The organism is Streptomyces sp. NPDC051109, from assembly GCF_044455885.1.
Classification (GTDB): Bacteria; Actinomycetota; Actinomycetes; order Streptomycetales; family Streptomycetaceae; genus Streptomyces.
In genome coordinates, this window is the sequence record NZ_JBITFF010000008.1 from 26,805 (window position 1) to 38,645 (window position 11,841).

Below are 11,841 nucleotides of genomic sequence, written 5' to 3' on the forward strand. Positions count from 1 at the left end.
ATACGGTCGGGCCGAATCGATGTTGGTGGGGCCGGGCGGATCGATGCCGCCGGGCCGGGACAGTACGACGGGTACGGGCGGGGGCGGCACGGATGGTGGCGATACCGGAGCAGCGGGTGGCGGAGCCGGCAGGGGCGCTGGGCGCGCCGTCCGGCGGGCGGATCCCGTCCGTCGACGGGTTCGCGCCGCGGGCGGTGGCGGGCTCGCCCAAGGAGGCGGGCAAGGCCCTGCGGCTGCGGGTGCCGCGTTCGGCGCACGCGCTCTTCGAGGCCCCGGCCGGACGGCCGGACGCGGTGCGGGCGGTGGAGGAGTCCAACGTCGGGCGGGTCCCCGAGCTGGCGCCGATACGGGTCGGCCGGATGGCCGCGAACCCCTTCGCGTTCCTGCGCGGGGCGGCGGGGCTGATGGCGCACGACCTGTCCGGCGGCCCGGTGACCGGTGTCGGCGCCCAGATCTGCGGTGACGCCCACGCGGCGAATTTCGGTCTGTACGGGGATGCCCGCGGCCGGCTCGTCATCGACCTGAACGACTTCGACGAGACCGTGTTCGGCCCGTGGGAGTGGGACGTGAAGCGGCTTGCGACCTCGCTGGTCCTGGCCGGGCGGGTGGCCGGCGCGGACGAGGACACCTGTCGGGCCGCGGCGCAGGACGCGGTGGGTGCGTACCGCCGGACCATGCGGCTGCTGGCCAAGCTGCCGGCGCTGGACGCCTGGAACGCCATCGCGGACGAGGAGCTCGTCTCGCACACCGACGCCCGGGACCTGCTGGGCACCCTGGAGCGGGTCTCGGAGAAGGCCCGCAACAACACTTCGGCGCGGTTCGCCGCCAAGTCCACCGAGGCGGGCGCCGACGGGGGGCGCCGCTTCGTGGACGCGCTGCCGGTGCTGCGCCGGGTCGGCGACGGGGAGGCGGCGGCCGTGGCGGCCGCGCTGGGTCCGTACCTGAAGACCCTCCAGGGTGACCGGCTGCCGCTGCTGGCCCGGTACGCCATCCATGACGTGGCCTTCCGGGTGGTGGGCACCGGGAGCGTGGGCACCCGCTCGTACGTGGTCCTGCTGCTGGACCACCGGGGCGAGCCGCTGGTGCTCCAGGTGAAGGAGGCACGGCCGTCGGTGCTGCTGCCGTACCTGCCCGCGCTGGGCTTCGAGAGCGCGGTCGAGGAGCACGAGGGCCGCCGGGTGGTGGCCGGGCAGAAGCGGATGCAGGTGGTCTCGGACATCCTGCTCGGCTGGACCACGGTGGAGGGGCGGCCGTACCAGGTACGGCAGTTCCGCAACCGCAAGGGCAGTGTGGACCCGGCGGCGCTGGCCCCCGACCAGATCGACGACTACGGGCGGATGACCGGCGCCCTCTTGGCCCGGGCGCACGCGCACAGCGCCGATCCGCGGCTGCTGGCCGGGTACTGCGGCAAGAACGACGAGCTGGACGAGGCGATCGCCACCTTCGCGGTGGCGTACGCCGACCGGAGCGAGGCCGACCACGAGCACCTGGTCTCGGCGGTGAAGTCCGGGCGGATCGCGGCGGAGGCCGGGGTCTGAGCCGGTCAGGGCCCCGGCCCGGGGGCACCGTCGCGGGGTCACGGTCGCGGGTCGATGTTTCACGTGAAACATCGACTCGGGCCAACCGGCCGTAGGCTGGCCGGGTGAGCGAGCAGCAGACTGAAGAGACGGGCGACGAGCGTCCCGAGGCGCGCCTGGAGCGGGCCGTTCGGGCCGCCGAGCAGGCGCTGATCGAGTTCGAGATCGCGGTGGAGACCTTCCGGGTGGAGGTGGAGAACTTCTCCCGGCTGCACCACCAGAAGCTCGGCCCGATGTACTCGCGCCTCGACGAGCTGGATGCGCTGATCGCCGAAGCGAAGGCGGAGCGCAGCGGGGACGCCGAGGATCTGCGGCGGGCCCGGGACGCCCGCTCGCTGGTGATGCCGATGCCCGGGGTGGACGAGCTGTTCCACGACTGGATGGATGCGGAGGGCATCTCCGACGACGCGTCGGCGATGCTCACCGACCGGCCGGTGCGGCCCCCGCAGCGGGTGCGGCCGTCGGAGGAGGTACGCCGCCTCTACCGCGAGCTGGTCCGCCAGGCGCACCCGGACCTCGCCCGGGACGAAGCCGAGCGTGAGCGCCGCGATGCGTTCATCGCGCGGGTCAACGCGGCGTACGGGCGGGGCGAGGAGCAGCTGCTGCGCGAGCTGGCCGAGGAGTGGGCGGCGGGCCCCGTGCCGGAGGCCGTACGGCAGCTGAACGAGAGCGAGGAGCTGTACGCCCGGCTGGAGTGGCTGGCGCAGCGCAAGGAGCTGCTGTCTGCGGTGGCGCGCGAGCTGGAGGACAGCGCGATCGGATCGATGCTGCGGATGGCGCCGGAGGATCCGGACCGGCTGCTGGAGGAGATCGCGGAGCAGCTGCTCGCGGATGTCGCGAAGCGCGAGGCGGAGCTCGCCGCGCTCGTTCGATAGGTTGGGACACAGATCTGCGATGAGAGAAGGCGACGTATGAACTTCGGACCGCTTCCCTCGGTGGACGCCGCCGCGGTGCCCTCCGAAGGCTTTGTCCTCGACGTCCGTGAGGACGACGAATGGGCTGCCGGCCACGTGGAAGGTGCCCTGCACATCCCGATGAGCGACTTCGTGGCCCGCTTCGGCGAGCTGACGGAGGCCGTCGAGGACGGCCGCCGCGTGCACGTGATGTGCCGGGTGGGCGGGCGCTCCGCGCAGGTCACCCAGTACCTGGTGCGCCAGGGCATCGACGCCGTGAACATCGACGGCGGCATGCAGGCCTGGGACGGCGCCGGGCGCCCGATGGTCACCGACAACGGGAACCCGGCCTTCGTGCTCTAGGGGTGTCCGCAAGCCCTGCCCGACCCGCGGCGTCCGGGTCTTTCGGCCGGGCCGTCGGCGGTCAGGCGAGGGCGTGGGCGGCCAGCAGGTCGCCCAGCGCCTCCTCGTGCGCGGCGGCCGGGCCCAGCTGGAGCTCCAGCTGCTTCGCCCACGCGTGGTAGCGGTGCAGCGGGTAGTCGGTGTCGGCGCCGAAGCCACCGTGCAGGTGCTGCGCGGTCTGCACGACCCGGCGTACCCCCTCCGAGGCCCATATCTTCGCGACGGCGACGTCCCCGGCGCTCGGCAGCGGTCCGCCGGCTCCACCGGTCGCCGCGTCGAGCCGCCAGGCGGCCTGCCAGAGGGTGACCTCCATGGCGCGCAGGTCGATGTAGCGGTCGGCGGCCTGGACGGCGACGGCCTGGAAGGTGGCCACCGGGAAGCCGAACTGCTCGCGCTTGCCGGTGTATTGGCTGGTCATGGCGAGCACGCCGGTGCCCAGGCCGAGCGCCAGGGCGCAGGTCCCGGTGGCGAGGAGCTGGCGCAGCCGCTCCCAGGCGCCCGGGGTGTCGATGAGGTGGCTCGCGGGCACCCGTACGCCGTCCAGGGTGAGTTCGGCCAGCCGCTCCCCGCTGGTGGACACCTGGTCGGCCAGGGTGAGGCCCTCGGCGGTGCGCGGGACGAGCGCCAGGACGGCCTCCCCCTCCCCGCTGTGGGCCGGTACGGCGATCCAGTCGGCGCCGTGCGCCCACGGGACGGCCGTCTGCACGCCGTCGAGGATCCACCGGGTGCCCTCGCGGCGGGCGTTGACGGAGAGTTCCGCGGGATCGTGGCCGCTGCGGCCGTGTGCGGCGGCGGTGAGGACGAGCGTCCCGCGCCCGGCGCCGGGCAGCAGGGCGGCGGCCAGTTCGGGGCTGCCGTGGGCCTGGACGGCCATGGCGGTGGCGCAGTGCTCCAGCAGCGGAACCCGGGCCAGCACCTTCGCCGCCTCGCGCAGCACCAGGCACAGGGCGATCGCGTCGAGGCCCCCGCCGCCGTGCTCCTCGGCGAGGACCAGGCTCAGCAGGTCGGAGGCGGCGAGCTTGGCCCACAGCTGCCGGTCGAAGTCCTCGGCGACGGCCCCCGGGGTCAGCGCGGGGCTGGGCACGCCGTCCGGGGCGACGTCCGCGAAGACGGCCTTCGCCGCCTCGACGGCGGCCTGCTGCTCCTCGGTGAAGGTGAAGTCCACTGCCTGTCCTCCCGCGCGCACCGGATCCCCGTCAGGCCCGGTCCGGACCTGACGGTGCGTCAAGATAGAGCAAGCGGGGGAAAATGCCCAGGGTGGGGAAACGGGTGGCCTCAGCGGTCGAAGTCGATCTCCACTTCCTCGGTCACCGCGTGCGACTGGCAGGCCAGCACGAACCCGGCCTCCGTCTCCTCGGACTCCAGCGCGAAGTTCCGGTCCATCCGGACCTCGCCCGTGACCAGGAACGCCCGGCAGGTGCCGCAGACCCCGCCCTTGCAGGCGTACGGGGCGTCCGCGCGGTTGCGCAGCACGGCGTCCAGCAGGGATTCGCCGTCCTGGACCGGCCAGGTCCCGGAGCGGCCGTCGAGGCGGGCCGTGACCCGTACGTGGGAGGGGGCCGCGGCGGGGGACGGCGCCGCCGTGTCCTCGACGTGGAAGACCTCCTCGTGGATCCGGGTCCGGGCGACGCCGAGCGTGCCCAGCGCCCGCTCCGCGCCCATGACGAGCCCGTACGGGCCGCACAGGAACCAGCCCGTCACCTCCGCGACGGGCAGCAGCGCGGGCAGCAGGGCCTTCAGCCGCTCCTCGTCGAGGCGGCCGGACGGCAGCCCGGCCTCCTGCTCCTCGCGGGAGAGCACGGTCACCAGCTGGAAGCGGTCCGGAAAACGGTCCTTGAGGTCCGCGACCTCGTCCAGGAACATCGTCGACGCGGCCGTACGGTCGCTGCGGACCAGGCAGAACCGGGCGTCGGGCCGCGCCGCCAGCAGCGAGGCGGCGATCGACAGCACCGGGGTGATCCCGCTGCCGCCGACGATCGCCGCGTAGTGCCCGGCGCTCGGGGCGGCGGCCGGCTCCAGGACGAAGCGCCCGGCCGGGACCATCACGTCCAGCACGTCCCCGGCGGCGATCTCCTTGTGGGCGAACGTGGAGAACTCCCCGCCCTCCACCAGCCGCACGCCCACCCGCAGCGTCGCCGGGCCCGGGCCCGAGGGGGCCGGGGCGGCCGAGCAGATCGAGTACGTACGGCGGACCTCCGTGCCCTCGGGGGTACGGCGGCGCAGGGTGAGGTGCTGGCCGGGGGCGTGCAGGTACTCGCCGCGCAGCTCCTCGGGGACGCGCAGGGTCAGCGCCACGGAGTCGTCGGTGAGCCGGTCGACCGCCGCCACCGTCAGCGGGTGGAAGGCGCCGTGGCGCGCGGGGCGCCCGGAGCCCGACGTGGGCGACGGCGTGGACGCGGCCATCTACAGCTCCTTGAAGTGGTCGAACGGTTCACGGCAGGCGGTGCAGCGGCGCAGCGCCTTGCATGCGGTGGAGGAGAACCGGCTGAGCAGCTCGGTGTCGGTCGATCCGCAGTTCGGGCAGCGGACCGAGAGGGCGACCGGGACCGGCCCGCCGGCCGCGTGCGGGCGGGGCGGGGCGATGCCGAACTCGGCGAGCTTGCGCCGGCCCTCGGCGCTGATGTCGTCGGTGGACCAGGCCGGGGCCAGGACGGTGCGCACCCGCACGTCCGGGATGCCGTGGCCCGTCAGGACCCGCTCGATGTCGGCGGACATGGCCTCGATCGCGGGGCAGCCGGTGTAGGTCGGGGTCAGCGTGACCTCGACGTGGCCGTCCTCGTACATCCGTACCCCGCGCATCACGCCCAGGTCGGCGAGGCTGAGGACGGGCAGCTCGGGGTCGGGGACGGAGCCCGCCAGCTCGGCCAGCTCCGCCTCCAGGCGGGTCATCGCCTCCGGGGCCTCCGGTGCCTTGGGCCCGCCCGCGGGGGCCGCGGCACGGGGCGTATCGGTCACCATGACGCCCCCGGATGGCTGCGGTGCAGGTGCTGCATCTCGGCGAGCAGCCTGCCGAACGACTCGGTGTGCAGGCCCTGGCGGCCCGCCCCGGCGGCCCAGGCGCCGGTGCGCGGGCCTTCGGGGAGCGCGAGCCCGGCCCGCTCCAGGACGCCGCCCACGGCGGCCAGCCAGCGGCCCTCCAGGGCGGCCCAGTCCACGCCGTCGATGCCGTCCACCGGCTGGAACATCTCGCCGGTGTACTTCCACAGCGCGTCCAGGGCGGTCCGCATGCGGGCACGGCTCTCCTGCGTGCCGTCGCCGAGCCGCAGGGTCCACTGCTCGGCGTGGTCGCGGTGGTACGCGGTCTCCTTGACGGCCTTGGCCGCGAGCGGGGCGAACGGGCCTTCGCCGGCGGCCAGTTCCGCGTACAGCTCGTGCTGGTGGAAGGAGAAGTAGAGCTGGCGGGCGATGGTGTGGGCGAAGTCCCCGTTCGGCTGCTCGACCAGCTGGAGGTTGCGGAAGGACCGCTCCTCGCGCAGGAAGGCCAGCTCGTCCTCGTCGCCGGCCATGGACAGCAGGACGCGGGCCTGGCCGAGCAGGTCGAGCGCGATGTTCGCGAGGGCGACCTCCTCCTCCAGGACGGGTGCGTGACCCGCCCACTCACCGAGGCGGTGGGAGAGGATCAGCGCGTCGTCCCCGAGCACGAGGGCGGCCGACTGGACTACGTCAGACTGGACGGCATCGGTGCTGCTCACAGGTGGTTCACCCCCTCGGGGATCTCGTAGAAGGTCGGGTGCCGGTACGGCTTGTCGGCCGACGGGGCGAAGAACGGGTCCCGCTCGTCCGGCGAGGAGGCGGTGATCTCGGCGGAGGGCACCACCCAGATCGAGATGCCCTCGCCGCGCCGGGTGTAGAGGTCGCGGGCGTTGCGCAGGGCCATCTCCGCGTCGGGTGCGTGCAGGCTGCCCGCGTGCGTGTGCGAGAGGCCGCGGCGCGAGCGCACGAACACCTCCCACAGTGGCCAGTTCTGCGTCATACCCCTGCCTCCTCGTTCGTCGCCGTGTTCTGTACGGCGTGCTGTGCGCTGTGCTTCGCCGCGTACGCCGCGGCCGCCTCGCGGACCCAGGCGCCTTCCTCGTGGGCCCGGCGGCGCTGGCCGATCCGCTGTTCGTTGCACGGGCCGTTGCCCTTGAGCACGTCCCAGAACTCCGCCCAGTCGATCGCGCCGAAGTCGTGGTGCCCGCGCTCCTCGTTCCACTTCAGGTCCGGGTCGGGCAGGGTCAGGCCCAGCGCCTCGGCCTGCGGCACGGCGATGTCCACGAAACGCTGGCGCAGCTCGTCGTTGGAGTGCCGCTTGATCCGCCAGGCCATGGACTGCGCGGAGTGCGCCGATTCGTCGTCCGGGGGGCCGAACATCATCAGCGAGGGCCACCACCAGCGGTTCACGGCGTCCTGCGCCATCGCGTGCTGCGCCTCGGTGCCCTTGGACAGGGCCATGAGGAGCTCGAAGCCCTGGCGCTGGTGGAAGGACTCCTCCTTGCAGATCCGCACCATCGCGCGGGCGTACGGCCCGTACGAGCAGCGGCAGATCGGCACTTGGTTGGTGATCGCCGCGCCGTCCACGAGCCAGCCGATCGCGCCGACATCGGCCCAGGTCAGGGTCGGGTAGTTGAAGATGGAGGAGTACTTCTGCTTGCCGGAGTGGAGCTTGTCGAGCAGCTCGTCGCGGCTGGTGCCCAGGGTCTCGGCGGCGCTGTACAGGTAGAGGCCGTGCCCGGCCTCGTCCTGGACCTTCGCCATCAGGATCGCCTTGCGGCGCAGCGAGGGCGCGCGGGTGATCCAGTTGGCCTCGGGCTGCATGCCGATGATCTCGGAGTGGGCGTGCTGGGCCATCTGGCGGACCAGCGAGGCGCGGTACGCCTCGGGCATCCAGTCGCGCGGCTCGACGCGCTCCTCGGCCGCCACAGCTGCGTCGAAGGCCGCCGCGAGCTGTGCCCCGAGGTCAGCCCCGAGGCCTGAGTCCTGCCCCGTTTCCGGGGTCACTGCCACCATCCCGGCCCCCTGCCAGAGATTGTTGACCGCCCGACCGACCGATCGTTCGGTTCGTACTCTTCAATGGTGGGTCGGCGGCCCGTAGGGTGTCAACCTCTGAGGTCAACCCTGTGGACGCCGGATGATCGGGGCGGGATGGAATCGAACGAGCGAGAGCCCGCGGAAGCAGCTGTTCCGCCGCTCGATCCGCCGGTTGATCCACCAGTCGCCGCGGCAGCCGTCCCGTCGGCCCGGCCCCCGGCGGATCCGCCGGTCGAGTCACCGGTCGAGCTGTCGGCCGGCCCGGCGGCCGAGCCGCCCGCCGACCGGGCGGAGCCGGCGCGGGCTCCCGGGATCGCGGGCCTGTCCGCCCCGTACCGGGTCGTCACGGCCCTCGCGCTGGCGGCCGTGGGCCTCGCCGCCTGCGGGCACCTGGCGCTGGTCTTCCTGCACGTCGCCCCGTCCAACACGGTGAGCAAGCAGCACGCGCAGACGGTCGACGACTGGATCTACCCCGAGTTCGAGCAGAACTGGAAGCTCTTCGCCCCCAACCCGCTCCAGCAGAACATCGCGGTGGAGGTACGGGCGGAGGTCCGCACGCCCGGCGGCGCACCGGTCGCCGGCGGCTGGCGCGACCTGTCCGCGCAGGACGGGGCGGCCATCCGGCACAGCCTGCTGCCGAGCCACACGCGCCAGAACGAGCTGCGCCGGGCCTGGGACTTCTTCACCGGCTCGCACGACGAGGACAACAAGCCGATCGGCGAGCGCGGCGACCTGTCGGAGCAGTACCTGCGGCGGATCGCGCTGAACCGGCTCGCGGACGACGGGATCGCCCGGGACGAGATCGTACGGATCCAGCTGCGTTCGGCGACGCGGGCGGTGGCGGCGCCGCCGTGGAGCGACGAGAAGACCGACACCCAGACCTACTACCGGGAGCTGCCGTGGTGGACGGTGTGAGGCGTGCGGCGCCTGAGGCTGCTGCGGGCGCTGCGGGCGCTGCGGGCGCTGCGGGGCCTGCGCGGGCGGCCGCGCGGGCGCGGGCCGCTGCCGCCCGGGCGGTCGCCCGGGTCAGCGGGCGGGCACTGGGCCCGTACCAGAGCGCCGTCGTGCGGATCGGCTTCTCGGGGACCTGGCTGTTCTTCCTGCTGCGCGAGTTCCCGCACCGGGGCGAGCTGTACGGGCCGGAGGGACCCTGGAGCTTCGGGCTGGCGGAGCGGCTGATCGCCTCGAACCACGCCTTCTCGGTGCTGGTGTGGTCGGACTCGGAGCCGTGGTTCCAAGCCGTCTACGCGCTGTCGGTGCTGTCGAGCCTGCTGCTGATGCTGGGCTGGCGGACGCGTGCGACGTCCGTGGTGTTCATGGTCGGGGTGCTGTCGCTGCAGAACCGCAGCGTGTTCATGGGCGACGGCGGGGACAACGTCATCCACCTGATGGCGATGTACCTGGTGCTGATGCGGTGCGCGCAGGTCTGGTCGCTGGACGCGCGGCGCGCGCGGCTGCGGGGGTCGGCCTCGGCGGGGGCGGCCGGGCCGGTGCTGTGGGCCGTGCTGGGCGCCCTGTTCGCGTTCGGCGCGGTGACGGATCGGTTCGGCTACGGCTGGCTGGCCGCCTTCGGGGCGCTGTGGGTCGTGTCCGCGCTGTGGTGGATGGTGGACCGGTACGAGCCGGAGGGCGAGGGGCGGGCGGTCCTGGACGTCCTGGCGAACCTCGTCCACAGCGCGGGGCTGTTGGTGATCATGGCGGAGGTCTGCCTGATCTACGCGACGGCCGGCTGGTACAAGATCCAGGGGTCGCGCTGGCAGGACGGGACCGCGCTGTACTACCCGCTCGGGCTGGACTACTTCACGCCGTGGCCGGGGCTGTCCGGGGTACTGGCGGGGAGCGGGACGGCGGTGATGCTGCTGTCGTACGGGACGGTGGCGGTGCAGGTCGCGTTTCCGTTCACCGTGTTCAACCGACGGATCAAGAACGTGCTGCTGGCGCTGATGATGCTGGAGCACGCGGGGATCGCCGTGCTGCTCGGTCTGCCGTTCTTCTCGCTGGCGATGATCGCCGCCGACGCGGTGTTCCTGCCGACGGCGTTCCTGGTCTGGCTCGGGGCGCGGGTCGCCGCGCGGCGACCCGGCGGCTCCGCTCCCCTACCGGGGCCGACTCCGCAACCGCGGCCCGTACGCTCGGCGGTATGACTGAGCAGCACGGGAGCCGTGACGAGAGCTCCGACGAGAGCGCGCGGCTGTGGCGGCAGGCCGCCGAGCGCGGGGACCTCGTACTCCTCGACGGGTTCCACGCGCTGAAGCACGCCCTGCGGTTCGGGGCCGATGTGCGGCTCGTCGTGGCCGATGACCCCGATGCCGTACGGGCGCTGGCCGGGGAGCTGGCACCGGACGTGGCGGGCGAGGTGGGGCGGCTGGTGCGCGGGGGCGAGCTGCGGGCGCTCGTGAACCGGGTGCATCCCACCGGAGTGGCGGCGCTGGCCGTGCGGCCCGACCGGACCGAAGGGCGGGCCCGGCTCGATCGGCAGCCCCGGACCGCGCCCGTCGTCGTGCTCGACAACCCCCGCAACCTCGGCAACGTCGGCGCCGTCGTCCGGCTCGCGGCCGGGTTCGGCGCCACCGGCGTCGTCACCCGCGGCGATCTCGACCCCTGGCACCCCAACGTGGTCCGCGCCGGAGCGGGGCTGCACTACGCCACCACCGTGGACCGGGTGGAGATCGACACCCTGCCCGCCGGGCCGCTCTACGCGCTCGACCCGGAGGGCGAGGACATCCGCGCCCTCACCCTCCCGGACGACGCCCTGCTCGCCTTCGGCTCGGAGCGGCACGGCATCTCACCCGAGCTGCGCGAACGGGCCGACCACCTGGTCGCCCTGCCGATGCGCCCGCAGGTCTCCAGCTACAACCTGGCCACCAGCGTGGCCATGGCCCTCTTCCACTGGGGCGGGCCGAAGGTCACGCCTCAAGACTGACCGGCATCAGAAGCGAGAACGCGTCCTCGACGTCGGGGCGCAGCAGGACGAGGGGCGCCTTGGGGCCGACGTACTCCAGCAGCATCTCCTCCCCGGCGGCCAGCGCGTCGAGCAGGAAGGCCGGGTTGACCCCGACCCGGTCACCGGTGGGGTCGTCGTCGCCGACGGCCACGCTGTCCGTCAGGGCGAGGACGCACACCTCGCCGTCCTGCGCCCGCAGGGCGCGGCGCAGGGCCGGTACGTCCAGGGTGAGGCGGCGGCCCTCGGGCAGCCGGGTGAGGCGGCGGTAGTCGGGGAACTCCTCGCCGAGGCTCTGCCCGGCGACCTGGCGGCCCTGGGTCTCCAGCTCCACCGTGTCCCCGTCCACGCTGAGGCGGGCCGGGGACCCGTCGGTCAGCAGGGCGCGCATCGCGTCGGCGAGCGGGGTGGGCACGGTCACCTGGACCCGTCCGCCGCCGTGGCCGGTGGCGGACGTACGGGCGACGGCCATCCGGTAGCGGTCCGTGGCCACGAGGTGCAGGGCCCCGCCCTCGATGTCGAAGTGGATCCCGGCGAGCATCGACAGCTCGGGGTCGGTTCCGGCGGCGAAGCGTACGGCGTCCAGCGCGGCCGCGAGTTCGCCGCCCGGCACGGTCAGCCGGGCGGTGGCGGGGGCGGTGGTCATGGAGGTCTCCTGGTGTCCGAGTAGGGCTCGTACCGTGGAGAGTTCCTCGCGTGCTTCGGCCAGCCCGCGTTCGAGCCGGCGCAGATGCCCGTCGAGCAGCCGGGGCACCAGACCGGTTTCCCCGCCTGCCCAGCCGGCCAGCACCAGCCGGACGTCCGCGAGCGGCATCCCCGAGCGCCGCAGCCGGGCAAGCAGCCGTGCCTCGTCGAGCTGCTCAGGCGCGTACCAGCGGTATCCCGTCACCGGATCGACCCATGCCGGTACGAGGACGCCCGCGCGGTCGTAGAACCGCAGGGCGCTCACCCCCATCCCGCTGTCCCGGCCCATCTCGCCGATGCTGCGCATGTCGCTCTCCACACCCACGACTCTGGG

13 protein-coding genes are annotated in these 11,841 nt (G+C 73.6%); 6 read left to right on the top strand and 7 right to left on the bottom strand.

What is annotated here, in order from left to right:
• The first annotated feature begins 92 nt into the window (after window positions 1-92).
• From ACIBAD_RS16785 to ACIBAD_RS16795, 3 genes are all read left to right on the top strand, one after another.
• Window positions 93-1,538 (top strand): DUF2252 domain-containing protein, encoded by a 1,446-nt coding sequence (locus ACIBAD_RS16785; RefSeq protein ID WP_398907398.1) that lies wholly within the window; start codon window positions 93-95, stop codon window positions 1,536-1,538.
• A gap of 104 nt (window positions 1,539-1,642) precedes the next feature.
• Complete coding sequence (locus ACIBAD_RS16790) at window positions 1,643-2,452, top strand: J domain-containing protein (RefSeq protein ID WP_134072801.1); 810 nt, start codon at window positions 1,643-1,645, stop codon at window positions 2,450-2,452.
• A 36-nt stretch (window positions 2,453-2,488) separates the two neighbouring features.
• Complete coding sequence (locus ACIBAD_RS16795) at window positions 2,489-2,833, top strand: rhodanese-like domain-containing protein (protein WP_134072799.1); 345 nt, start codon at window positions 2,489-2,491, stop codon at window positions 2,831-2,833.
• Between the two features lie 61 nt (window positions 2,834-2,894).
• Here the strand turns inward: ACIBAD_RS16795 and ACIBAD_RS16800 are convergent, their stop codons facing one another.
• The 6 genes from ACIBAD_RS16800 to paaA form a co-directional block, all read right to left on the bottom strand.
• Entirely contained in the window at window positions 2,895-4,037 is a 1,143-nt protein-coding gene (locus tag ACIBAD_RS16800; RefSeq protein ID WP_398907401.1) for an acyl-CoA dehydrogenase family protein, read from the bottom strand.
• A 110-nt stretch (window positions 4,038-4,147) separates the two neighbouring features.
• A complete protein-coding gene (locus ACIBAD_RS16805) occupies window positions 4,148-5,275 on the bottom strand; it encodes a 2Fe-2S iron-sulfur cluster-binding protein (RefSeq protein ID WP_134072795.1) in 1,128 nt (375 codons plus the stop codon).
• A complete protein-coding gene (gene paaD / locus ACIBAD_RS16810; RefSeq protein ID WP_134074485.1) occupies window positions 5,276-5,761 on the bottom strand; it encodes a 1,2-phenylacetyl-CoA epoxidase subunit PaaD in 486 nt (161 codons plus the stop codon).
• Window positions 5,762-5,823: 62 nt separating this feature from the next.
• Window positions 5,824-6,564, bottom strand: coding sequence for a 1,2-phenylacetyl-CoA epoxidase subunit PaaC (gene paaC / locus ACIBAD_RS16815; protein WP_398907403.1), 741 nt, complete (start codon window positions 6,562-6,564; stop codon window positions 5,824-5,826).
• On the bottom strand, window positions 6,561-6,845 hold the full coding sequence (paaB, locus tag ACIBAD_RS16820; RefSeq protein ID WP_053687815.1) for a 1,2-phenylacetyl-CoA epoxidase subunit PaaB: 285 nt from the start codon (window positions 6,843-6,845) through the stop codon (window positions 6,561-6,563). The genes paaC and paaB overlap by 4 nt, the downstream gene beginning before the upstream one ends.
• On the bottom strand, window positions 6,842-7,861 hold the full coding sequence (gene paaA / locus ACIBAD_RS16825) for a 1,2-phenylacetyl-CoA epoxidase subunit PaaA (RefSeq protein ID WP_398907406.1): 1,020 nt from the start codon (window positions 7,859-7,861) through the stop codon (window positions 6,842-6,844). Before paaA ends, paaB begins: the two co-directional genes overlap by 4 nt.
• A 135-nt stretch (window positions 7,862-7,996) precedes the next feature.
• Here paaA and ACIBAD_RS16830 point away from each other — a divergent pair, with 135 nt between their 5' ends.
• The 3 genes from ACIBAD_RS16830 to ACIBAD_RS16840 are packed head-to-tail and all read left to right on the top strand — an operon-like array spanning window position 7,997 to window position 10,805.
• Window positions 7,997-8,797 (top strand): DUF5819 family protein, encoded by an 801-nt coding sequence (locus tag ACIBAD_RS16830; protein ID WP_398907408.1) that lies wholly within the window; start codon window positions 7,997-7,999, stop codon window positions 8,795-8,797.
• Complete coding sequence (locus tag ACIBAD_RS16835) at window positions 8,782-10,026, top strand: HTTM domain-containing protein (protein ID WP_398907410.1); 1,245 nt, start codon at window positions 8,782-8,784, stop codon at window positions 10,024-10,026. Before ACIBAD_RS16830 ends, ACIBAD_RS16835 begins: the two co-directional genes overlap by 16 nt.
• Window positions 10,023-10,805: a TrmH family RNA methyltransferase gene (locus tag ACIBAD_RS16840; protein ID WP_134072787.1), complete on the top strand. Its 783-nt coding sequence runs from the start codon at window positions 10,023-10,025 to the stop codon at window positions 10,803-10,805. The genes ACIBAD_RS16835 and ACIBAD_RS16840 overlap by 4 nt, the downstream gene beginning before the upstream one ends.
• Here the strand turns inward: ACIBAD_RS16840 and ACIBAD_RS16845 are convergent.
• Window positions 10,789-11,814, bottom strand: coding sequence for a MerR family transcriptional regulator (locus ACIBAD_RS16845; RefSeq protein WP_398907413.1), 1,026 nt, complete (start codon window positions 11,812-11,814; stop codon window positions 10,789-10,791). The two genes, ACIBAD_RS16840 and ACIBAD_RS16845, sit on opposite strands and share 17 nt — an antisense overlap.
• Window positions 11,815-11,841: the final 27 nt, after the last annotated feature.